This window comes from Rhodanobacter sp. TND4EL1, assembly GCF_054061035.1.
In genome coordinates this window covers 143,533-164,744 of sequence record NZ_JBSSDT010000002.1, presented here as the reverse complement: position 1 = coordinate 164,744, position 21,212 = coordinate 143,533, and the positions used below count along the sequence as shown (strand labels likewise).

Genomic DNA, 21,212 nt, shown 5'->3' with positions numbered 1-21,212 from the left:
CATCAATGCAGGGCGCGCGATAGCGCCACCGGCTGCTCGGGCACGGCGCCACCACGGCATTTGCGTACCCACACCTGATGGCGTGGCCGCGCTTCCAGTTCCAGCCGCAAGGCCGCGGGTGAGGCATTGCCCAAGTGTCGCCGGTCGCGGAACGCAAATGCCAACGCGCGCCCACCATCGGCCGCCACCTGCAAGCGGCGCAATGCCCGATCATCCGCCTGCCACGGCCAGGCCAGCACCGCCGCGCAGCTGCCCGACCGCAGGCACTGCTCCATCGCCCACAGCACATCGCCCTCGGCCGCCATGACGATCTCGACCCGACGCATGTCCACGCCATGCTGGCGCCAGCCAGCGACGCACGGCGCATACGGCGGGGTCACCAATACCACCGGCCGCTGGCCGTGGCTGAGCCGGGCCAGCGTCGGCAGCACCAGCTGCAATTCGCCCACGCCATCCAGCGGCAGCAGGATTTCCGACAGCGAGGCCTCGGGCCAGCCGCCCGTGGGCAGGACTGCATCCAGCGCGGCCCAGCCGGTAGGCTGTTCGCCAGTGGACGCCGGCACGGCACGTCCACGCCATACCTGACGCGCGTCCAGCAACGACGACAGCGGCACTACCGCACTCATCAGCTGCCCCTCAACAAACCGGCGAACAGACCTTCGATGGCGAAGTCTTCGGTAGGGTCCGGATCGATCGGCTGAAAGCCCGGGCTGTTGGGCAACAAGCGGATCACCTCGCCCTGCCAGTGCAGCCGCTTGATGGTGAACCGGTCATCGCCCACCCGCGCCGCCACCACCTGGCCATGCCGCGCCACTGGCGTGGCGTGCACGCCGACCAGGTCCTGATCGAGGATGCCTTCATCACGCATCGAATCACCGACCACCCGCACCAGATAATCCGGCGGCAGGCGAAACAGCCAGCGCGACACCCGCAGCGTGCGCTCGACCCGTGCTTCGGAAAACAGCGGTTCGCCAGCAGCGATGCGGCCCACCAGCGGCAGTTCCATGGTGTCCGCCTCCAGCGCGTCAGTGGAATTCAGCAGCCGGATGCCACGTGACCGATTCGGCTCGATCACCAGCCGCCCCTTGGCCTCCAGCGACCGCACGTGCTTGAGCACCGCGCTGACGTTGGGCAGCCCCATCGCCTGACCGATCTCCTCCAGCGTGGGCGCTTGGCCAGCGTGTTCCAGCCGGTCACGGATGAAGTCGAGGATGTTGGATTGGCGGGAGGTCAGCTGCAGGCTCATGGTCGCCATGTTTTCACCTTTTGTGGTGAAAATACAGCCCCGTGATTGCCCGGCGCTGGCGAGACCCCAGCACGGCGTAGCCGTCAACACATGGTTCCGATCAGGTCACGCCTCAGTTACGCGGCATTAACAAACCGTGCGGTACATTAACACCATGTCGTGAGACATCGATCCCACTGCGTGGCGAGGCTTCCCCTCCTCCTCCACGCGATCAAGATGGATACCCCCGAAACCCGCAGATCCCCCTCTGCGGGTTTTTTTATGGATGCCCGCGCGGCGTGGGGCAGATCCCTGTGCTGGCGCTACGGCTGAACCGCTTTCAGATTGGCCGCACGCACCGCCTCGACAAACCCGCCGAACGGAATATCGGTGATGCCGACCAAGCCGATATGGCTGTTCTCACCGTCAAGCAGCCGTCCAGTTACCGGCTGGTCGATGTACTCGAACCAGTGCGCGCCGACGAGATCGGGATTGGCAGCCGCTGCCGCGATGAAGCGCGCATACGCCTCGCCACGCTGCTGCTCGTTCCACACCGACACCACGCCTTTGCCAAACGGACCGCGGTCATCCGAACCGAAATGGAATTCGCTGATCAGCACCGGCTTGTCGAGCTGATGCATCGCCGCGGCGTCGAAACCATGTTGCGGCAGGTCGGCATAGACGTTGAAGCTGACCACGTCGCAGAACTGCGCGCAGGCCGCGACGGCCTCGGGCGTATTCACCGCAAAACGACCGCCGAGGAACAGGTGATGCGGGTCGTGGCGGTGGATCGCGTCAGCGACAGTGCGGAAGTAGGTGTCGGCGTAGTCGCGCAGCCAGGTGCTGTAGTCGGCGGCAATACCCGGGTGCGCTTCGCTCGGCGCGGGGGCGTGGAAGCCGGTGACGTTCAGCGCACTCCATGAATCCAGCGCGATGCCCCATGCCGCGGACAGGGTTTCCGGCGCCACGTACTTCTTGCGCAGCATGGCGATGAACGCCTGCTTGGCCGGGCTCTTCGCGTCGCCGGCAAGCGTGCCGACGGCAAGCCCCCAGCGTCCTTGCGGACCAACACCGGCCCACGCCAGTTCGTTGTCCGCGAAATAGCCGATCAGCCAGGGATCCTCGTGTACGTCGCCGCTCGCTTTCACCACCGCCGCCTCCGTCGCCTGCACGAAGCGCGGATCGAACGGATCAGGCATGCGGCCCCAGTAATCGAAGCCGCTGGCGACATTGGCGTAATCGCCGGCGATGTTGATCGAACGCGTGTAAGGCAGGCGATGCGCCTGGCCGAGAACGGGATCACTCCAGTTGCCGATGGTGTTGAAGCCCCATGCCCGCAATCGATTCAGCGTGCGTGCGCGCCACGCATCCAGCCAATCCTTGCCGTCGACGCGGTACAGGTTCGCCGCATGAAAATCGAACCAGAGGCCATGGTTGTAGCCGATGCCCTGGCTGGCGCCCTGATTCTTGTCGCGGTTGTCACCGTTGCCGTAAAACGCCGCCCACGCGCCACTATCCGGCGGCAAATCGTTGAACATGAACTCGCGACCCGCGACATAACTGTGCCCGCCGTCGGCCGTCACCGCATTCACGCCCAGCGAAAAGAACGAGTGGCCATCGGGTGTCACCAGTTGCCAGCGGCCACCCTGCTTTTGCGTATGAAACCAGCCGGTCCGCTGTTGGGCCTGGCCGTCCAGACGTCCGCCATAGCGATCCGCGTCGGCCGGCTTCGCCGCCAGCGGCGCGGCCACCTCTGCCGCGCGCAGTGCGCTATCGGAGTCGATCTTTTCCGGCCATTGCCCGCGTGTGTATTGCCCGTAACGGTCAACGATACCGGCATACGCATCGCGCAGCGCCGTCGCTGCAGATACCGCTTCCACCCGGCCAAAGCGCAGCGTTTGCACTGCCTGGGGCGCCGGAATGCCGAGGCGGATCGCACGGACCTGGCGCAGATCCAGCGTGCCTCGCACGGTAGTCGCCAGCAGGGTTGGCTGGCCGTGGTCGTCAAACGGCATGGGCGGGCCCACCTGCATGCCCTGGTCGCGTGGAGAGGTCGCATGCAGCGGAATCACCAGTGTCTGCGGCGGCCCGGCCGGCACCCCGACGCTGGCCTGAAGTCGCTGTCCGCCGCCATCGATTTCCACCTCCAGCGTCACCGCCCACGGCATGGCGTTTTGCACGCGCACGCGCACTTCGCGCTGGCCCGACCAGTTCCAAGCCGCGTCCGCCGGGGTGATCACGATCCACGGATGTGCCGCTGGCTGGAACGCATAAGCCTGCTGCGCCACGCCATCACTGGCACGCTCGGCGTTGCCGACACGCTGCACCTGTTCCAGGCGGACCCGATCCGCCGCCCCCGGATTCGCCAGATCCAGTCCATCCGGGGCGGCCGCGTGGCAGGCCGTCAGGCTGCACAGGCACCACAACCAGGACCACGCACGGAACGTCATCAAGGGATTCCTCGCGCAAACGAGCGCGCAGACACGGCTAGGCCACCGGGTGACGACGCATCCAGTATTGCCAGCCGTAATACACCGGCACGCCCAGCGCGATGATCAGCAGGCTCATGCCGGCATCGCCCGGAGCATGGATGGCGCTGGCCACGATCACGCCAAACACGGTGATCACGAAGATCAGCGGCAGCAACGGGTAGAACGGCACGCGGTACGGCGCCGGCTGGTCGATGAAGTGTTTGCGGTACCAGAACAGCGTGCCGATACCAAACACATGGCCGATCCACTCGCCGACCGTGGTGTAGTTGAGCAACTGGTTGAAGCTGCCCGAATAAGTGAGCACCGCCGCCCACGCGCCCAGCAACGCCAGCGCGATCTGCGGTGCGCGTGTGCGCGCATCGACGCGACCGGCGGCACGGAAGAACACACCGTCGGCACCCATTGTCTGCAGCACGCGCGCGCCGCCGGCGATCGCGATGCTGCAATAGCCGAAGGTGGAGCAAGCGATGCCGATCGCGATCACGGTGGCGCCGGCGTCACCGAACAGCCGCCGCATCAGGTCGGCCGCGGGCGCCACGCTCTCGGCGAGGCCGGCGTGGCCGAGCCCGGCGAGGTAGGCGTAGTTGACCAGCACGTAACAGACCACCACGCCGACCATGCCCATGCCCAGCGCACGCGGCAAGGTACGTTGTGGGTTGCGCACCTCACCGGCCAGGTCATTGAGATAATGAAACCCGCCATAGGTGAACAGCACGGGCAGCAAGGCGCCGGCAAAGGCCCAGGAGGACACCGGGTGGACGGTATCCACCGCCAACGCACTCCCCGGCTGACCATGCGCCAGCACCAGGCCGCTGATCACCAGCAGCGCCACCGCCGCCAGCTTCAATACGGTGAAGATGTTCTGCATCCAGGCGCCGGCACGAATGCCGAACAGGTTGATGCCGACGATGAACACGATCGCGCCCACCGCCACCGGCTTCACGTAGACCTGCGACGACAGGCCCAACGCGGTGCACAGGTATTCGGCGAACATGGTCGCCACGGCGGCCACGCTGCCGGGGTAATTGATCAGCGCCATGGTCCAGCCGAACAGGAAGCCGGGCAGCAGGCCGAAGGCCTCGCGCAGATAGACATAGATGCCGCCAGCCTGCGGACGCCGCGAACCCAGTTCGGCATAACACAGCACGCCGGCCAGGGTGAGCAAGCCACCGATCACCCACAACACCAGCACCTCCGCCCCGGAGGAAGTACTGCGCGCCACGGTGGCCGGGGTAAGGAAAATGCCTGCTCCGATCACACCGCCGATGACGATCATCGCGGCGTCCCAGGTGTTCAGGCGACGGGCATAGGCATTGGCAGGTTCGATAGGCATGGCGACACCATGCCATTGTCGGTACCGTTTCTGCCAGCGCCGCATGGCATGACGTTATCCACACCCCATCACCACCGGACAAATTGACAAGCTTGCGGCGCGCCGGAAGACTGTTGCCGGCGACGCGACCTGCGTACCGGCACATGCCGACCGCCACGCTCGCTGTGCGCATCCCTGGCTGGGCGTTCCATTTGTCAGCAGGAGACGTCGCCATGCCCACCCATGCAACCACCGGCAGGATCGCCCTTGCCACCGCTTGCGACTATCCGTCGGTCCAGCCCGACGACGCGCCACTGGCGTCCGAACTCGCATGCTGCGGCCTGATGCCAGTGGTGTGCGTGTGGAATGACCCGGCCGTGGATTGGTCGGCGTTCGACGCCGTGCTGATCCGCACCATCTGGGATTACTTCAAGCACCACGCCGACTTTCTCGCATGGCTGGACCGGCTCGACCAACTGGGCGTGCCCACCATCAACGACAGCGCCCTGCTGCGCTGGAACAGCAACAAGCGCTACTTGCTGGAACTGGCTGAGCGTGATGTAGCCATCATCCCGATCCGATGGGCCAGTGCCGCCACACTGCCTGACGTGTTGGCGACCATGCCGGGGCAGCAGGTGGTGGTCAAACCGGCGATCAGCGGCGGGGCCTGGCACACGTTGCGTGGCCGCACCGGCGATGCGGAGTTCACTACCGCGCTGAGGCAACTGCCGCGCGGGCTCGATTATTTGGTGCAACCGTTCGTGCCCGAAGTGGTCAGCGAGGGCGAATGGTCGCTACTGTATTTCGCTGGCGAATTCAGCCATGCGGTGATCAAGCGACCCGCCATTGGCGACTATCGCGTGCAGGGCGAGCATGGCGGCAGTGCCGAACCGGCGCAGCCCACCCCGGCCATCCTGGCCGCCGCCACGAAAGCACTCGACGCTGCGGCCGCGCTCGGGTACGGCAACCACGCTTATGTGCGCGTTGACGGCGTGGTCAGCAAGGGGCGCTTCCTTATCATGGAACTGGAATTCATCGAGCCGTTCCTGCATTTGGCCATCCATCCACCCGCCGCCCGACGACTGGCGCGCGAAGTTGCCGCGCGCCACGCGGCGGCGAACCGGGCAAGGATGGGCTGACCCGGCCGGCGAAAATCACGCCGAAGCGGCGTTCGCTTCACGGCTACGCGGTTGAAGTCCGCTTCCCGATCGGCGTCGATCGGATGCGTTATTGAACGAACCATGACAACGATATCGAAGATGCCTTGACGTCCGGCATCTCGATGCGGCGCAGGCGGCCGTCGGCTGCAATGACATGCGCCGTGGCAGGTATCGCCACTTGCTCGGCGAACGTGCAGGCATGCGCCAGACCCGGTTTGCTGCAGTCGATGTTGAATCCCATCAGATTGGCCTGCAACCAGCGTTTCAACAACGGAAGGTAGGCGCGAAGACTGCCTTCGTCGTGAACAAAAATCGTCACGGACGGCGCCATACCAGTGCGCTTTACCGCCTCCCGGTAGGACGCCAGTTCATCAATCGGCGGCCTCGACCGGCGAGTCAGCCGACTCACCCCGTCAACCGCCGCAAGCAGTGCGGGCTCTCCGGATGGTGCGTTGATGACCACCGACTGCAGGCTGGCCTCCTGATACTTGAAGCCCCAGCGGATGGACGATCCATCCGGCGTAACCAGCAGGCTCGGCGCCGCCTCGAACCCGTCCAGAATCCTGTCCGAAACCGGCGTTTTTTCACCCTCGCCAAGATCCGCAAAATTCAACTCGGCGTGCCGGGTGAAGGCTTCGACGGCGCCCTGGTCCGGCGCCTTGGACAAGGCCGCCGCAGTCACGGAACCCGCAGCACCAGCGGCGACATACAGGCATGTCGCCAACAAGGCCATGCCGACATGGCGATGGAAACGTTTCATATCACTCCAAGACAAACAGGCACCGCACCCTGCGTGGGGGAAGCCCGGGGTGCCGCATTGTGATTCACTCCCCGGCCTGAATCGTAAAGCAGATCGAGGCGGCCATTTCATCATTCCGTCCTGTTGCTCGATCAGGTGCAGACTCACGCCCACCGGACGAAGCACTGACGGCATGAACACCTTCAACACTGCCAGCCGCTTGTCGCACAAGGAAAGCAGGCGCCATCGGCTGAGCCGCCAAAACCCCGGGCCATGACAACTGACACTGCCTGGCATCGCTCACCTCTAGAATGGACCTGTCACCTTCCCCCATGGTTGTTCGCGTGCCCGCCCCACCCCGCAAGATTCTGCATGTCGACATGGACGCGTTCTACGCGTCGGTCGAGCAGCGCGATGATCCCTCCTTGCGCGGCAAGCCGGTTGCCGTGGCATGGCGTGGCGCGCGCTCGGTGGTGTGCGCGGCGAGCTACGAAGCCCGCGTGTTCGGCGTGCGCTCGGCGATGCCGGCGATCAGCGCGGAGCGTTTGTGCCCGCAACTGGTCTTCGTGCCACCGGACTTCGTGCGCTACAAGGCGGTATCGCGGCAGATCCGCGAGATCTTCGCGCGACATACCGATCTGATCGAGCCGCTGTCACTGGACGAAGCCTATCTCGACGTCACCGTGACCAAGACCGGCCTGCCCTCGGCCACCGCCACCGCCGAGGCCATACGAGCGGCGATCCGGGAGGAAACCCGATTGACCGCATCGGCCGGCGTGGCGCCGAACAAGTTCCTGGCCAAGATCGCCTCCGACTTCCGCAAGCCCGACGGCTTGTTCGTGGTGCGCCCCCACCAGGTCGAAGCCTTTCTCACCCCGCTCAAGGTCGGCCGCCTGCCCGGTGTGGGCAAGGTGATGGAGGCGAAGCTCGGCGGACTCGGGATTGCCACGATCGGTGAGTTGCGCGCGTTCGCCCAAGCCGAACTGGAGCAGCGTTTTGGCCGCTGGGGCAGGCGCCTGCACGAGTTGGCGCACGGAATCGACGAACATGCGGTACAGCCGGAGCGCCCCACCTTGCAGATTTCTGCCGAAGATACTTTCGAGCACGATCTTCTGCTCGAGGATCTGGAGCCGCACATCCGCCAGCTCGCGGAAAAGGCCTGGGCCGGCTATCTGCGCGAACGCGACCGGGTGGCACGCACGGTGGTGCTGAAACTCAAAACCGGTGATTTCCAGACGCTGACGCGCAGCCTGACGCCCGGGCAACGACCCATGTCGGCCGCCCAACTGGGTGACATCGCCTGCGCCCTGCGCGACCGGGTGGAACGTCCTGCCGGTAGCCGCTATCGGCTGGTCGGCGTGGGCTTGTCCGGCTTCGTCGACCGCGACAGCTACCAGGCACAGTCCGACCTGTTTGCCTGACCGCCGCAACCATCAGTGGGCCTGGCGACGCAGATCATCGGCGCGGGAGTCAGCCTTCTTCACCTCCAGGCGAATACTCTCCGGCAAGGCGAAGGCATCGTCGGGAAGGGGACCGAAGACGATGGCCGTGGTTTCCATGCGATGCGTTTGCTCGGCAGCATCTTTTGCATTGAACGCGAGCAGCAGGCCGTATTCGGCATCGATCCAGAGCACACCGCTGTCGGTGCCATCAGGTCCGGCATGGCCGGCATGATGATATCGCCAGCCATGCGCCAAGCGACCGGCGATGCGTCGGTTCTCAACCGGCGTACAGGGGAAGCCGAGGTTCCAGCACGGCTTTCGCACATCCAGCCGGGTGATCGCCCCCATCCGCACATGATCGGCCGGCAAGGCCCGGCTCGACGTGGACATCAGCAACCACGCATGGCCGCCGCCTCGCAGGATGCGGCCGCGGCGACCTGCGCCGGCGTCGAAGTCCACCCGCGCCTTGTCGCCCTTGATCCAGATCGTTTCCCCAGCGACGCCGGCGCGCCGCGCCGACATGCCGATGCCGCCACCTTCCAGTACGGCATCGATTTTCACGTCAGGCATGTCGGTGGCATGCGCAACGGACCCCAGCAGCGCAAAGACCATGCACATCACCGTGGCAGGCAGGCTGTTCAAGGCAGCACGCCGGCGTCACGGATCGGGGTCTGCATGCGCACCATCGCCTGGCTCACGATGGGCAGGCGACCGCTTTCCAGCATGGCGATCTCCTGCGCACTCAAGCCGCTGTAGAACGACTCACGGAAAATCGCGATGACGAGCTTGTCGATCACCGGCACAATCATCTTGTAACCGTAAACCACGCGGACCTTCAGCACATTCGCATCCTGCACGGTCAGTCCGCTGCGTGTGCCGGGTGACGACGAACGGAATGCCAGGCTGTCATTCGGAATCGCCTCGACGCCATCAAACTGGCGCTCCTTCCAATCGGCGAACGCCGCCTTGGTCGGGCTGATGACCTCGATGTCGCTGACCAGCGGATTGTTGGCCGCCAGGATCGCCTCGGCATAGGCCTTGGTAGCCTCGCCCTTGCCGACCTTGTGCGCGTACAACGGCATCAATCCACGCGCCAGGCCAACCCGCATCGCGCTCATCTTCGCGTTGTGGGTGGCGCCGTTCCGGGCAGCTTCCAGCGCCGCGTAATCGACTGTGGTCTTGACCCGGTAAAACAGGATCGATTGCAGAATGCCCAGCAGAAACACGCCGAACACCAGAATCACCACACACGTCTCGACCAATGCCTGACCATGCTGCGCGCGAGATGTCACCTTGCGTTTCATGGCCGCTGCCCGCTGCCGCCCAAGCCAGCCTCTCCGGACGCCGGATCGGATGCTTCTGCCGGGGCAGCGAGCTGTCCGATGCCGTCAGCCATCTGCGCGCTCTGCTGCTGCAGCGGCGCATCCACGCCAACGGCATATCGCGCGCTCTGGCCAAAGGCGGCCTCCGCCTGCCGCAACCGGACAATGCCCAGGTTGTGCCAGGCCTTGGCATGACCGGGCGACAGCTGCAGCGCCTGCCGATACGCATCGGCCGCCTCGTCCGGCTGCTGCATCCGCACCCGCACATTGCCAAGCCGGAACCAGTAGTCGGCGTGCCGTGGCATGTCATGGGTCAAAGCCTGGTAATCCGCCAGGGCCTGCGCCAGATTGCCGCTGGCGTACGCGTGCTCCGCTTGCTGCTGGCGCGCAAGGGTCGCTTTCAGATGTTTCGGCCCCGACGATGCACAGCCAACCAGGACCACGGCCAGTGACAACCCGGCCGACAGAACAGCGACGCGATTCAGCTGGCCAGCCATGTCCACTCCTCGCCACGCACGGGCATCATCGCGGCGATGCCGCCCGGCGCCAGCTCCACCGTGTGCCGGGCACCGGTGCACTGGCGCATCCGCCGTGGCGGCAGGTTTTCGTTGCACTCCAGCACGCGGCCGCCGCGATCCAGAAAGACCACGTCCAGCGGATATGCCATGCCGAAGGTGTGCACGCCGCCGCATGGCGTCAGCCACAAGGCCTCCATCGCCTCGCCGCGCAGCGGTGGCCGCGCCAGCAGCCCACGCAACCGGCTCCAAGGCCGGTCTGCCCGCCATACCCGCGGCACAATCGTCTGCCCCTCGCGAACAATCCGGCCCTGTCTCAAAAGATTCCCTCCTGCCGCATGCGCAGGTAGATGAAGTAGCCCAGCATCAGGAAGATCAGCGGGAAGAAGAACAACACCAGCGGCAGCATCATTTTCACTGGTGCTTCCAGCGCCAGTTTCTCCGCCCGCAGAAAACGTTCTTCGCGGCGCTGCCCGGCCTGCGCGCGCAGCGTGCTGCCGAGACTGGCACCGACCCGATCGGCCTGGATCAAGGTGCCGGTGAAACTCGAAATCTGCGACATCTCCATGCGCTCCGACATCCGCTTGAGCGCCTCGGCCCGCGGCAGCCCCGAGCGGATGTCGCGCAGCAGGCGAGTGAACTCCTGCCGCAGCGGTCCGGCCGGCCCCTTCTGGGTGGCCTGCTCGATGCCGCCGGTGATATTCAAGCCGGCTTCCACCGCCATGGTGATGAAGTCCAGATACACCGGCAGGTCCTTGATCACCAATCGGCGCCGCTTGCTGCGTCGCTCACCCAGCCACAGGCTGGGATAGAACCAGCCGGCAGCGGCACCGAAGAACATCGCACTGCCGTAGAGCAGCCAGCCGTGCTTGTCGAGCATGCTCAGCACCAGCCAGAAAAAGGCAGCGACGATACCGGCGCCCACCACGCGCAGTCCGTAAAGTTGTTCCGGACTCAACACGAAATCCTGGCCTGCGGTCTGCAGTTTCCGGTGCGCCTTCTCAAGCTTGTCCGCACTGAGCTTGGGCGCCAGTACGTGCGTGGCCGCATTGACCAGCGGCCAGATCATGCGCAATCCGAGCGGCAGCGGGTCGTGGAAATTGCGATCGGCCTTGGGCACCTCGCGCATCAGCCCGTAGACGCCCCAGAACGCGAAACCGACGCCACCGCCCATGGCCACGGCAAGCAGGATGACGACCGGACTCATATGTCGATACTCGTGATCTTGCGGCACATGCGATAGCCGAGATACTCCATCACTGCCGCCACGGTGATCACCGCCCAACCGACGTAGGAGTGATACATCTCGTGCATCGTGTCGGGATAGGCGAAACTGAGAAAGCCGATCAGGCCCACCGGCATCATCGCCATCACGATGCCTTGCAAGCGGCCTTGTGCCGTCAACGAATTCACCTTGCCTTCCATGATCAGGCGCCGACGCAGCGTGTCGGCCAGCGATGCCATGCTTTCGGCAAGATTGCCGCCCACCTCGCGGGAAATGCCCACCGCCGAAACAAACAACGTCACGTCCTGGATCGGTACGCGGTCATTGAAGTGCTCCAGCGCCTCCTCCAGTTTCACGCCCATGCGCTGCTCACGCAGCAGCAGTGCAAACTCCTGCGCCAACGGTGGCTCCACATCGCGTGCCAGACTTTCCAGTGCCGGCGTGAAACCAAGGCCGGCCCGCATGCTGCCTGCCACCATCATCAGGCCGTCGGGCAATTGCTGCTGGATCTGGAGGATGCGGCGTTGCCGCAGCCACCGATAGATTTTCTTCGGCAGCACCAGGATCAGCACCAGGGTGACGATGGCCAGCAACGGGTTGCCACTGAGGAACCACACCAGCAGGGGCACCAGCACCATGGCCGCCGCATTGATGCGGAACAGATGCCGTTCGTCCATGAACATGAACATGTCCGCCAGATTGAAGCGGGCCTGCTCGGTGAACGTTTCCTGGTAACGCCCCCAGAACACGGTCGAACTCCGCGCGATCAGATAGCCCACGGCAGAGACGGAAAGAAACACCACGATCGCGATGGGAACCAGGCTCATCCGCGACCGTCCTCATTGATCTTGAAGATCGACAGATCAACCGGGACGCCCCGATCAGCCAGCTCCTCGTAGAACTCCGGAACCGCGCCGGTCGCGGCGTATTCCCCGCGCACCTTGCCGCCGGGGCCACCCTGGTCGCGGGCACGAAAGGTGAAAAGATCCTGTGCCTGGATCGTGCCGCTTTCGATGCCGGTGATCTCCGAGATATGGGTGATCTTGCGCGAGCCGCACGGAAAACGTCGCTGATGGATGATCAGGTCGATCGCCGAGGCGATCTGCTCGCGCACCACCGTCATCGGCAGGTCCATGCCTGACATCATCACCATCACCTCCAGGCGCGACAGCGCATCGCGCGGCGAGTTGGCGTGCGCGGTGGTCAGCGACCCCTCGTGACCGGTGTTCATGGCCTGCAGCATGTCCAGCGCCTCGCCACCACGGCACTCGCCCACCACGATGCGATCCGGGCGCATGCGCAACGAGTTGCGCACGAGGTCGCGAATGGTGATCAGACCCTTGCCCTCGAGGTTCGCCGGACGGGCCTCCATCGACACCAGATTGGGCTGACTCAGTCTGAGCTCGGCCGCATCCTCGATGGTGACGATGCGCTCGTTGTCGGGAATGAAATTGGAAAGAATATTCAGCAGCGTGGTCTTGCCCGAGCCGGTACCGCCGGTGACCACGATGTTGCGCCGCTCCCGCACCGCCACCTGCATGAACTCCAGCATCTGCTGGTTCACCGAGCCGTATTGCAGCAGGTCATCGCCACTCAGTTTGCGCCTGCTGAATTTTCGGATGCTGAGACTCGGGCCCCGCAGCGCGACCGGGGGAATGACCGCGTTGACGCGCGAGCCGTCGGACAGTCGCGCATCCACCATCGGCGAGCTCTCGTCGATGCGTCGGCCCAAGGGCGCCACGATGCGTTCGATCGCCGCCAGCACCGCCTTGTCACTGGTGAAGATGACTTCGGACTTCTCGATGCGGCCGGCGCGCTCGATGTAGATGTCATCGGAGCAATTGACCATCACTTCGGTGACCGTCTCATCTGCCAGCAGATCTTCCAGCGGTCCGAGGCCGATCGCCTCGTCCAGCACCTGCTTGGCGAGCCGGCGACGGTTGATCGTCTTGGGCAGCTCATCGGAAAACTCCCGATCGATGATCTCCTCGATCAGCGAGGCAGTCTTCTGACGCAGGTCGTCGTCGGTCATGCCGCGCACGTCGACGCGACGCAGGTCCATTTGCCGCACCAGCGAATGATGCACGCGGGTGCGCCATTCCAGCATGTCGGTGGACGGCGGCAAGGCCGCAGGCAATCCGGTGACCGGCAAGGCCGGCGGTACGGAATCACTGGCCGGGGAAGCCACCGGGTCGAGGTGTACCGGTGCATTGGCGGCACGCTGGGGCACCTTGATCGACGCCTCTTCGGATTGATCGACCAGCACGCGCAGGCGATACGACCCGATGATGACGGCGTCCTCACGCTGCAGCGGGCCATGTTCACCTTGCACCCTGGAGCCGTTGATCACCACCGGCGCACGACCACCCAGGACCTCGATGAACACGCCCGCCTTGCGCACACTCAACATCGCGTGCTCGCGCCCGATGTTCCATCCCTGCAGGATCACCAGATTGTCTTCGCCACGCCCGATGCCACAGGCGTTGTGCAGGCAGCGCACCTGGCGCGGGTCGCGATTGGCGGTTTCGATCAACACTTCAAACATGGGTCACCTTCAATCGACGATGTCTTTGCCGGCGACCTTGCGGAAGTCGTCGCGCAGGCGATCGCTCTTCTCGATCAACTCCCGGTTCTCCGGCGACTGGGCATCGATCACGATCGGGGTGACGAAGATCACCAGGTCCGTGCGATTGCGCTGAAAATTCCGCGAGCGGAACAACGCACCGAGCACGGGGATGTCGCCAAGGCCCGGCACCTTGTCGAAGGTTTTCGAGGCGCTGGCGTCAACCAGGCCGGAGATGACGATGGTGTCGCCCTCATGCACGTTGAGCTGCGCACTGGCGCGGCGCGTGATGAAGCCGGGATAGCCCTGGACATTCACACTCGGATCGATCTTGCTGATCTCGGTCTCGATGTCGGTGGAGATGTCGCCCTTGCTGTTGACCACCGGCGCGATATGCAGCTTGATGCCGTACTGCTTGTATTCGACGGTGGTTTCGCCCAGCCCTTGGCTGATCGGTATCGGCACCTCACCGCCGACCAGAAAGTCGGCGACCCCGCCGCTTCGCGCTGAAAGCTGTGGCGCGGCCAGTTCCCACGCACTGCCGTCCTGCATCATCAGGTTGATCTGCGAGGCAATCGAGGTGGCAATGCCGAAATACGACGCCGTGCCCGGTACCCGCAGCGGCAGGTTCGCCGGGCCGCCATCGGCGCCGATGCCGGCGAAGCCCTTCGGCGTCATCCGGTAGTACGGATTGGTGACCCAGTCGTGTACCAGGCCGCCGCCGGGCCCGGCGATCATGCTGTCCCACTTGATGCCGAGCTGATTGATCGCCTTCTTGTCGAACTCCATGATGCGTACGCGCATCATCACGGTCGGCTTCATCTCGACCGCGTTGGCGCTGGTGAAGTCGAGCACCTGCGGATAGATCTTCTTGATGGCCGCGATGCGCGCCATGTCCGCCTGCGACAGGTCGCTGCCGGTCAACACGACATGGCCGCCGACCGTGGCCGCCGAGATCGCGCTGTCCGTGCCCAGCAGACGGCCCACCATGTCCGCGGCATCGGCGCTGTTGCCGACCACCACGTGCACGCTGACGCTGCGCTGGGAACCATCCGCCATCCACAGCTGCACCGAAGTATCGCCCGGCTGATTGGCGATCAACACCAGTTCGCGACTGCCGATCGCCTTGACCTGCAGCAGCTTGCCGTCACCCACTGCCACCCGCTTGAGCGCCCCCGGCGCACTCTGCACCAACGCCTGCCCGACATACATGTTGACCGAGTCACCGATCACCGGAGAAGTCGCTCTCGCATCGCGCCATGGCCATGCGCATGCGATGGCGCACACCAGCAGCACTGCCAGGAATACTGCCGTCGACCGGCCAGAATGCTTGCCTGCTTCCATACTCAACTGTTCCCGCCAATGATGAATTGAATGCCTTTGCCATGCACCGGCCGGCCCAACCGCAGCAGCTCCGCCTTGCTCAGCGTCTTGAGGTCGAATGGCTGCTGGTGGCCGGCCGGGCGCAGCATCACGCGCAGCTCGCCAACCTTCATCGCCATGCCGAGCCGCTGCGCATCGCTCGGCGCGAGGCCGAGCGTGATGTTCGAATAGCTGTCCTCATCGTCCGGATTGCTGCTGCGCAATCCCTTGGCCCGCTTGCCGGTGGCCAGCACGGGCACGTCTCCCAGCAGGGGACGAATCTGTTCGCTGCCCTCGCCGTCGAGCAGCAACATGATGTCGAGGTGATCCCCGGGCACGATCAGGCCCGAGACCGAATTGGACTCGTCGACCTGGATCGAATACGCCACTTTGCCCGGCTCGATCACGTTGGAGAAATGGTCAGTCACCCGATCCACCGCGCTGCCACCGATGGGTGCGCCCCTGGTCAGTGGCACGCGAAGCACCTGGCCGAGGTAGTCCTCGTAATTGTCGGGAGTCAGCGCATCGGCTGGCACGAACTCGGCCGGTATCTCGCGTACGGCGATGTCGTCCTGGCTGATGCTCGCGCCCTTTTCCAGGTCGTGCACCGGCACCACGATCTGACGGGTCTCGGTGGGTACGGTCCGGGTGCGCGCAGCCACCTGCTTGTTGATGTAATGGACGGCCATCAGGCTCGCCACGATGCCAAGCAGGATGGCGCCGCCCAGGTAGAGGAAGTTGCGGTTGACTGCAGGTATGCGTCGTTCCATTCGATTCAGATCCAGGATATCGAGAGTGCGTAGACAAAGCTGGTGTAGGCGTCGCGCAGCGCATCGGCCAGCTCGCGGATGACGTTGGGGTTGGCCAGCAGCACGGTCACCAGAAGCAGCACCACCACGGTGTATTCGATCAAGGCGCTGCCGCGCTGGCGAGCCGGGCGCAGCGCGCCGGGAGCGCGTCGGTCTTTCCCCTTGCCGGACATGTTCATCACCCCGCCGCTCATGGATTCATCAGGTTGATCATCACTTGCGACTGCCCGTCGGCCGGGGTCATGACCAGCGTCATCCTGCTATCCCCGCGCACGTAGCGCAGGACGCAGTTTTCGGACGCGCAGCGGTTCTGATCCGCCGGCTTCCAGCCATCGGCAGCCAGACGCTCGCGGAAGTAGGCCTCGTTCTGGCGTGTGGAAAGGCGATTGCGCATGGCCACGGTGCGCCCAGGCGTGGGGTCATCGGGATAGGCGATATCGTTGAACACCTTGGTGCCCATCGGCCGCGGCAGGCCCTTCCCGGGCTCGTAACGTTTCGGCGCGCCGGCAATATCGACGATCCCGATGTTGCCCTTGCTTCCGCTGCCGGCCTCGCTGACCTGCACGGTGACGTAGTAATCGCCTTCCTTGTGGCCAATCACCTGCGCGGCGCCCATCGAGTTCACCACCACCTTGCCGTCCCACAGCTTTCGGTAGAAAGCGACCACCTGGGCCTGGCTCTGCGACGACTTGAACACCTGGGCGTGCATGTCCAGCCCATTGAAGACGATATGCCGGGAAACCTCGGCTGCCTGCGTGCCGGCCGGCAACGTTGGCTGTGGCCACGCACCGGCACTGGCAAGTCCGGGAAGCACGGCGGCAACCAGCAGAAGGGCGCCACGCCTAACGGCCATTCCGATACCTCGTCAGCTTGTCTGCCGGGACCGCGTCGGGCGTCGTGCGTCCGAGCTGGAATTTGTCCAGGTTCGGCGTAAACAGCTCGTTGACGATGGGGATTTTCCCAAGCACGTTGAGCACGTCGCTGACCACCTCATCCGCCTTGTCGCCGAGGCCGCCAGTGGGCACCAACGGTCGGATCACTTCGCGTACCGTGCGGTTGTACATGGCGCCCGATGCCACTTCGCCTTCCCTGGTTTCGCCACCGCCTGTCGCCGCCCAGGTATCGGCCAGCAGCACGGTGCGCGCGGAAAAATCCAGTTGCGCGGTGTCCAGCGGATCGAGGAAGGCCAGGGCCTGTCCGTCGGCCGCCTTCAGCTTCTGCGGCCGCGCATGCACTTCGGCAGTGACGAAGCCCTTCGGGTTGGGCGGCAGATTGCCCAGTGACTTGGCCGCCTTGGCGACGGGACCGAGTGCGCGATCCAGAAACGTCGGTGCGATCTCCTGTTTGTATACACTCAATGACACGTCGGATGTTTTCAACAACGCCTGGTTGGCAAAGGTGGTCAACATCGTGTCGCCAAAGGAAGCCGGCGCCTTCGCGGCGGACTTGATCGGTGCGTGCGCGTCAGCGAACTGCCGCGCGCGCACCGCGCTCTGCACGGCGGACGTGGTCGGCAAGCCCGCGTTGATCAGCGCCGGATCGACGGTGGCGGCCCAGGCGGCCTGACGCGCCGCCGCCTGGGTCTGTTGCTTGATGTGGATGTATTGCCCCAGCAGCATCACGCCGGCCGCAAGAGGTACCAGCACGATGCAGGCCACGGCCATCTCGACCAGGCTTTGTCCACGCTGACAGCGCCCACTGACGGACGGTGCCAAGGCACTCCGGCGTGAATGTCGCGATTGAGCCGAACGGGTCATCGTGGTCTCCGTGGGCTGCGCTAGCCCGCTGGCGCAATGGCAACGTTGGCAGGCACCGCGAATACCTTGCCGTCGATCGGCGCACCCACCGTCATGGCATCGGTCGTCAGCTGGACACCCTCGCCATTGGCCGGCTTGTTCGACAAGGTGATGTTGTCGCCGGGCGCATCCATGCGATCGGCACTTGCCGCGGTATCGGTAACGAAGCCCCACTTCTTGCCGCCACTCCACACGCACGCTTCGCCCTGACTGCTGCTGAATCGCACGCAGGGCTGGCCGGCCATCGTCGACTCACCTTCCGTCTTTGCCATCAGATCGCCCTGCCCCTGTTTCTGCAGCTCGCCCATGACGGCGGCACGCAATTTCTCGTCGTCCTGCGCGGTATCGGCGCCAGCCGGTTTGTCATCCTGCGCGGCGATTTCGCGCCTCACGCCCTTCGACGGCTCGCGGGTCGCCGTGCCCTTGATCAGGTCCACCACCGTGGCCGAGCCGGGTTCGATGATGCTCAACCTCGACTCGTGCATGGGCTCGAACACGCAGCCTGGAGCGGCGCCATCGGCGCTCTTGAAATCCCAGCGGTCGGCCTTGGTGGCCATGCGGGCACCGTCGTACCAGGTGTCGAGATAGGTATGGCCCAACTTGGCCACCACGCTTTCCGGCAGCGGTGTTACCGGCATCGAACCGGCACGACAACGGGCCAGCGCCTCCTGGTAGAGGTGCTCCGCCGCCGGCACGCCCTGGTGCAGCAGGACACTGGTTTGCCTGACATGAATCGGGGGTGTCTTCAGCGCAAGATTCGCAGCGTCCGTCTTCGCTTCAGCCCCGCCAGCGCCGGCGGAGCAACCGGCCAGCGGCACGCTCGCCAACAGGACGGCGTACAACGCCACGGAGAGGTGCCGCGCCTGACTCCCGGCGCGGCCATGACGGCGTCCGACAGGCTGTCCCTGCGCAATGTCGCTCCGTGCCTTTTTTGTTTGGTTCATCGTCTGCTTTTTCCACTGAAGTGTCTGGTGACTGGTTGCTACGGGTGCTTACATCAGGATTTGCCGGGCACGCAGGGCGCCACTGCGCCATAGGCGACAGCGACTTCGTGGCGGGTGGTGCATGGGGTATCGACAAGCCGCGCCTGCCAGTAGGGGCTGAACAAGCTGCCCATTTCGCGGCTGGACGGACTGATCACGTTGTCAAAAAGACCAAATCCTCGCGGACGGCTGAAGTACACCTGTGCCGACGACAACGCGGTCATGTCGTTGGCAATCGTCTTGTCGGGTGCCGAAAAATCGGGTGGCCCGCCAATGCCGTCCACGTTGTCGCTGGTGCGTACCGTGTTCATCGGTTGCTCGACCAGTACGGTGAACACCGGCCCCACATCCATCACCTTGACGCCGTTCTGCGATGCACTGCGATCGTTGTCATACGGCACGGTCGCCTTGTTCTCGGCGATGTCGTCGTAGGGCTGCAGGCCGGGCGTGGTCGCGGGCGCGTAATTTCTCAGCCACGCCTTGCTGGAGCCTCCGATCGCGGGGGAGTTGAGGACGTTCTTTCCAGCCTTGCCGTTGTCGATGCCACCGGCATAGCGCTGGTAGTGGCCGCGATCGATCTCATAGGGCGAATCCCAGCCCCGGCCGCCATTGAAGCCCGGATTGGCCACGGAACGGAACGAACGCGACATGCTGTTCACCGCCGCCGCGCCGCCCCAGGCCAGCGGTTCATTGACGCCCAGCCAGCCGATCTTCACGTTGAGGGTATCCACGCCCACCCAATGGGTGTAATCGACAAGATCGGTGCCGCCACGCTTGTGCAGGGGACCGATACCGCCATTGCGTTCACGTGAAAAATCGTCGCGCGCCTCCATCACCACGTTGGCAAAACGGTCCGCCCCGGCATCGCGTCGGCCGGATGAGGGAATGGTGTAATGAGTCACGTAGGAACGTGCCTGCAAGGCACCCTGCTCCAGCAACGCATAGCCGCGGGCACCGATTTTCGCCTTGCCATCGGTGTTGCGCTTGACCACTTCGGGCACCAGCTTCAGCGCCTCCTGCGACTCCACCGTGGCGATCGCGCGCGACGCGATGGAGTAGGCCTTATTGATCCCCGCGACGGCAGTCACCCCGGCCGAGAAAGCGACCTGCATGCCGTCGCGAATCGTCTTCACCACCGTCTTCACTTCATTGAGCGCGGTGACCACTTCCTGCAATGCGGCGCCCACCTCGGCGCCGACAATGCTGATATCGAAGATGATCGCGATGGCCTGCACCGCGTCCTTGAAATTGTCAGTACCGCGCAGCGTGAAATTCGTCCACGCATACCAGCTGGTCATCTGCGCCACGGCCACTTCGTTGGCGACTTCGGCGCGATTCATGTAGGCGACGAGGTTGTAGGCGCGGGCTTGCTGCACGGCCGCGCTGTAAGCCGCGGCGTCGGCAGCGTTGACGAGCTCGACTTTTTTCGACACCGCTTGGCCGGTGTTGAACACCACGATCACGCCGATGCACAGCACCAGCAGAGCCACGATCGCCAGCACCAACGCCTGCCCTCGCTGCTCGCCGCGCACGACCGTGCATGACGGCCGCAACCGATCACGCGACAGCGCCGCTGCGCCGACATTCGACTCGGCCATTGCACCTCCCTCCCGCGGAAAAACCGGATCACCACGCATGCCTGCATCGCTGCGGGCATGCGCGGAAACCCACACGAATGCGGCGAAGCCGCACTCGGCTCATCAGCCCCAGGCAGGTGTGATTACTTGGCCGTGTCGTTGTCGTAGCTGTTGAGGGTTTTGTCCTTGGTGCCCTCGGAGTGGGCCTTGTTGCCCTGGTTTTTCGCCCGATTGATGTCGGTCTTCGCACTCTGGCCGGAGAGCTCCTTGGCCATGCCGCCAATCTGCGCGCGGGCAGTGCCACCGAAATAGGTGACGGCCGCAATGGCGGCGATCGCGATGAGCGCGGTAATGATGATGTACTCGGTCATGCCCTGGCCGCGCTGGCGGACCCGGATCCCTGCATTGCGAATGAAGCGAGTTTTCATGAGGTGCCCCTTTTCGAAAGTGATGGTGTCGTCGACAAGGACGACCCAGACAGACTTCAATGGAAGGTGACGCGCCCCCTGGTCAGTCAACATCGACCACGCATCATTCAGGAACAAAAGCCAATCGATGTCACCTTGGCAGTGCCGCTCCTGCCGAACGAACTTACCGAACGAGTGCTGCAGGTTTGTGAATGTCAGCCTGCGGACGACCCGTTTTGAGAAACCAATCACAAAAGACATCCTGAAGGCGCCTCTTTCACCG

The 21,212-nt window shown here is 64.4% G+C and carries 22 protein-coding genes; 2 read left to right on the top strand and 20 right to left on the bottom strand.

Features of this window, described 5'->3' with window-relative positions:
- Positions 1–2 precede the first annotated feature (2 nt).
- The 4 genes from imuA to ACVWWQ_RS07380 all read right to left on the bottom strand — a co-directional run bounded on the left by imuA (position 3) and on the right by ACVWWQ_RS07380 (position 5,050).
- Positions 3–626: a translesion DNA synthesis-associated protein ImuA gene (gene imuA / locus ACVWWQ_RS07395; RefSeq protein WP_133948389.1), complete on the bottom strand. Its 624-nt coding sequence runs from the start codon at positions 624–626 to the stop codon at positions 3–5.
- A complete protein-coding gene (lexA, locus tag ACVWWQ_RS07390) occupies positions 626–1,246 on the bottom strand; it encodes a transcriptional repressor LexA (RefSeq protein ID WP_099653365.1) in 621 nt (206 codons plus the stop codon). The genes imuA and lexA overlap by 1 nt, the downstream gene beginning before the upstream one ends.
- Positions 1,247–1,548: 302 nt before the next feature.
- Positions 1,549–3,675 carry an alpha-amylase family protein gene (locus ACVWWQ_RS07385; protein WP_133948390.1) on the bottom strand — a complete coding sequence of 709 codons (2,127 nt, stop codon included), beginning with the start codon at positions 3,673–3,675 and terminating at the stop codon, positions 1,549–1,551.
- A 37-nt stretch (positions 3,676–3,712) separates the two neighbouring features.
- The gene (locus ACVWWQ_RS07380) at positions 3,713–5,050 is read right to left on the bottom strand and encodes an amino acid permease (protein WP_099653366.1); all 1,338 of its coding nucleotides are present in this window, start codon (positions 5,048–5,050) and stop codon (positions 3,713–3,715) included.
- A 212-nt stretch (positions 5,051–5,262) separates the two neighbouring features.
- On the opposite strand from ACVWWQ_RS07380, the gene ACVWWQ_RS07375 reads away from it, so the two are divergent.
- Positions 5,263–6,168, top strand: coding sequence for an ATP-grasp domain-containing protein (locus tag ACVWWQ_RS07375; protein WP_133948392.1), 906 nt, complete (start codon positions 5,263–5,265; stop codon positions 6,166–6,168).
- A gap of 88 nt (positions 6,169–6,256) precedes the next feature.
- Here ACVWWQ_RS07375 and ACVWWQ_RS07370 read toward each other — a convergent pair whose 3' ends face one another.
- A complete protein-coding gene (locus ACVWWQ_RS07370) occupies positions 6,257–6,949 on the bottom strand; it encodes a hypothetical protein (protein WP_133948394.1) in 693 nt (230 codons plus the stop codon).
- Positions 6,950–7,260: 311 nt separating this feature from the next.
- Here ACVWWQ_RS07370 and dinB point away from each other — a divergent pair, with 311 nt between their 5' ends.
- Positions 7,261–8,349 carry a DNA polymerase IV gene (gene dinB, locus ACVWWQ_RS07365; RefSeq protein WP_133948396.1) on the top strand — a complete coding sequence of 363 codons (1,089 nt, stop codon included), beginning with the start codon at positions 7,261–7,263 and terminating at the stop codon, positions 8,347–8,349.
- Between the two features lie 12 nt (positions 8,350–8,361).
- On the opposite strand, the gene ACVWWQ_RS07360 is transcribed toward dinB, so the two are convergent.
- The 15 genes from ACVWWQ_RS07360 to ACVWWQ_RS07290 all read right to left on the bottom strand — a co-directional run bounded on the left by ACVWWQ_RS07360 (position 8,362) and on the right by ACVWWQ_RS07290 (position 21,190).
- Positions 8,362–9,012 carry a LolA-like protein gene (locus ACVWWQ_RS07360; RefSeq protein WP_133948398.1) on the bottom strand — a complete coding sequence of 217 codons (651 nt, stop codon included), beginning with the start codon at positions 9,010–9,012 and terminating at the stop codon, positions 8,362–8,364.
- Positions 9,009–9,674, bottom strand: a complete 666-nt coding sequence (locus ACVWWQ_RS07355; RefSeq protein ID WP_133948400.1) for a TadE family protein — start codon at positions 9,672–9,674, stop codon at positions 9,009–9,011. The genes ACVWWQ_RS07360 and ACVWWQ_RS07355 overlap by 4 nt, the downstream gene beginning before the upstream one ends.
- Entirely contained in the window at positions 9,671–10,189 is a 519-nt protein-coding gene (locus ACVWWQ_RS07350) for a tetratricopeptide repeat protein (protein ID WP_099652871.1), read from the bottom strand. Before ACVWWQ_RS07350 ends, ACVWWQ_RS07355 begins: the two co-directional genes overlap by 4 nt.
- Positions 10,174–10,488 (bottom strand): DUF192 domain-containing protein, encoded by a 315-nt coding sequence (locus ACVWWQ_RS07345; RefSeq protein WP_457383405.1) that lies wholly within the window; start codon positions 10,486–10,488, stop codon positions 10,174–10,176. The genes ACVWWQ_RS07350 and ACVWWQ_RS07345 overlap by 16 nt, the downstream gene beginning before the upstream one ends.
- Before the next feature lie 35 nt (positions 10,489–10,523).
- Positions 10,524–11,414, bottom strand: coding sequence for a type II secretion system F family protein (locus tag ACVWWQ_RS07340; protein ID WP_133948404.1), 891 nt, complete (start codon positions 11,412–11,414; stop codon positions 10,524–10,526).
- The gene (locus ACVWWQ_RS07335; protein ID WP_133948406.1) at positions 11,411–12,259 is read right to left on the bottom strand and encodes a type II secretion system F family protein; all 849 of its coding nucleotides are present in this window, start codon (positions 12,257–12,259) and stop codon (positions 11,411–11,413) included. Before ACVWWQ_RS07335 ends, ACVWWQ_RS07340 begins: the two co-directional genes overlap by 4 nt.
- Positions 12,256–13,977, bottom strand: coding sequence for an ATPase, T2SS/T4P/T4SS family (locus tag ACVWWQ_RS07330; protein WP_208321578.1), 1,722 nt, complete (start codon positions 13,975–13,977; stop codon positions 12,256–12,258). The genes ACVWWQ_RS07335 and ACVWWQ_RS07330 overlap by 4 nt, the downstream gene beginning before the upstream one ends.
- Before the next feature lie 9 nt (positions 13,978–13,986).
- A complete protein-coding gene (locus tag ACVWWQ_RS07325; protein WP_457383349.1) occupies positions 13,987–15,228 on the bottom strand; it encodes a type II and III secretion system protein family protein in 1,242 nt (413 codons plus the stop codon).
- A 113-nt stretch (positions 15,229–15,341) separates the two neighbouring features.
- A complete protein-coding gene (gene cpaB / locus ACVWWQ_RS07320; protein WP_133948410.1) occupies positions 15,342–16,127 on the bottom strand; it encodes a Flp pilus assembly protein CpaB in 786 nt (261 codons plus the stop codon).
- A gap of 5 nt (positions 16,128–16,132) precedes the next feature.
- Positions 16,133–16,360, bottom strand: a complete 228-nt coding sequence (locus ACVWWQ_RS07315) for a hypothetical protein (RefSeq protein WP_457383348.1) — start codon at positions 16,358–16,360, stop codon at positions 16,133–16,135.
- Positions 16,357–17,019 carry a hypothetical protein gene (locus ACVWWQ_RS07310; protein ID WP_133948412.1) on the bottom strand — a complete coding sequence of 221 codons (663 nt, stop codon included), beginning with the start codon at positions 17,017–17,019 and terminating at the stop codon, positions 16,357–16,359. The genes ACVWWQ_RS07315 and ACVWWQ_RS07310 overlap by 4 nt, the downstream gene beginning before the upstream one ends.
- Positions 17,009–17,881 carry a TadE/TadG family type IV pilus assembly protein gene (locus tag ACVWWQ_RS07305; protein ID WP_457383347.1) on the bottom strand — a complete coding sequence of 291 codons (873 nt, stop codon included), beginning with the start codon at positions 17,879–17,881 and terminating at the stop codon, positions 17,009–17,011. The genes ACVWWQ_RS07310 and ACVWWQ_RS07305 overlap by 11 nt, the downstream gene beginning before the upstream one ends.
- Positions 17,882–17,943: 62 nt before the next feature.
- Entirely contained in the window at positions 17,944–18,906 is a 963-nt protein-coding gene (locus tag ACVWWQ_RS07300) for a hypothetical protein (RefSeq protein WP_133948416.1), read from the bottom strand.
- Positions 18,907–18,959: 53 nt separating this feature from the next.
- Positions 18,960–20,543 carry a pilus assembly protein TadG-related protein gene (locus ACVWWQ_RS07295; protein ID WP_166669708.1) on the bottom strand — a complete coding sequence of 528 codons (1,584 nt, stop codon included), beginning with the start codon at positions 20,541–20,543 and terminating at the stop codon, positions 18,960–18,962.
- A 122-nt stretch (positions 20,544–20,665) separates the two neighbouring features.
- Positions 20,666–21,190: a hypothetical protein gene (locus ACVWWQ_RS07290; RefSeq protein WP_457383346.1), complete on the bottom strand. Its 525-nt coding sequence runs from the start codon at positions 21,188–21,190 to the stop codon at positions 20,666–20,668.
- Positions 21,191–21,212: the final 22 nt, after the last annotated feature.

What these genes read in the sequence shown, in the direction of transcription:
- ACVWWQ_RS07375 (WP_133948392.1), top strand. Translation starts at nt 5,263, where the DNA reads ATGCCCACCCATGCAACCACCGGCAGGATCGCCCTTGCCACCGCTTGC.
- ACVWWQ_RS07385 (WP_133948390.1), bottom strand. Translation starts at nt 3,675, where the DNA reads ATGACGTTCCGTGCGTGGTCCTGGTTGTGGTGCCTGTGCAGCCTGACG.
- ACVWWQ_RS07380 (WP_099653366.1), bottom strand. Translation starts at nt 5,050, where the DNA reads ATGCCTATCGAACCTGCCAATGCCTATGCCCGTCGCCTGAACACCTGG.
- ACVWWQ_RS07290 (WP_457383346.1), bottom strand. Translation starts at nt 21,190, where the DNA reads ATGTCTTTTGTGATTGGTTTCTCAAAACGGGTCGTCCGCAGGCTGACA.
- ACVWWQ_RS07335 (WP_133948406.1), bottom strand. Translation starts at nt 12,259, where the DNA reads ATGAGCCTGGTTCCCATCGCGATCGTGGTGTTTCTTTCCGTCTCTGCC.
- ACVWWQ_RS07350 (WP_099652871.1), bottom strand. Translation starts at nt 10,189, where the DNA reads ATGGCTGGCCAGCTGAATCGCGTCGCTGTTCTGTCGGCCGGGTTGTCA.
- imuA (WP_133948389.1), bottom strand. Translation starts at nt 626, where the DNA reads ATGAGTGCGGTAGTGCCGCTGTCGTCGTTGCTGGACGCGCGTCAGGTA.
- ACVWWQ_RS07340 (WP_133948404.1), bottom strand. Translation starts at nt 11,414, where the DNA reads ATGAGTCCGGTCGTCATCCTGCTTGCCGTGGCCATGGGCGGTGGCGTC.
- ACVWWQ_RS07355 (WP_133948400.1), bottom strand. Translation starts at nt 9,674, where the DNA reads ATGAAACGCAAGGTGACATCTCGCGCGCAGCATGGTCAGGCATTGGTC.
- ACVWWQ_RS07330 (WP_208321578.1), bottom strand. Translation starts at nt 13,977, where the DNA reads ATGTTTGAAGTGTTGATCGAAACCGCCAATCGCGACCCGCGCCAGGTG.
- ACVWWQ_RS07310 (WP_133948412.1), bottom strand. Translation starts at nt 17,019, where the DNA reads ATGGCCGTTAGGCGTGGCGCCCTTCTGCTGGTTGCCGCCGTGCTTCCC.
- ACVWWQ_RS07300 (WP_133948416.1), bottom strand. Translation starts at nt 18,906, where the DNA reads ATGAACCAAACAAAAAAGGCACGGAGCGACATTGCGCAGGGACAGCCT.
- ACVWWQ_RS07370 (WP_133948394.1), bottom strand. Translation starts at nt 6,949, where the DNA reads ATGAAACGTTTCCATCGCCATGTCGGCATGGCCTTGTTGGCGACATGC.
- dinB (WP_133948396.1), top strand. Translation starts at nt 7,261, where the DNA reads ATGGTTGTTCGCGTGCCCGCCCCACCCCGCAAGATTCTGCATGTCGAC.
- lexA (WP_099653365.1), bottom strand. Translation starts at nt 1,246, where the DNA reads ATGAGCCTGCAGCTGACCTCCCGCCAATCCAACATCCTCGACTTCATC.
- ACVWWQ_RS07295 (WP_166669708.1), bottom strand. Translation starts at nt 20,543, where the DNA reads ATGGCCGAGTCGAATGTCGGCGCAGCGGCGCTGTCGCGTGATCGGTTG.
- cpaB (WP_133948410.1), bottom strand. Translation starts at nt 16,127, where the DNA reads ATGGAACGACGCATACCTGCAGTCAACCGCAACTTCCTCTACCTGGGC.
- ACVWWQ_RS07315 (WP_457383348.1), bottom strand. Translation starts at nt 16,360, where the DNA reads ATGAGCGGCGGGGTGATGAACATGTCCGGCAAGGGGAAAGACCGACGC.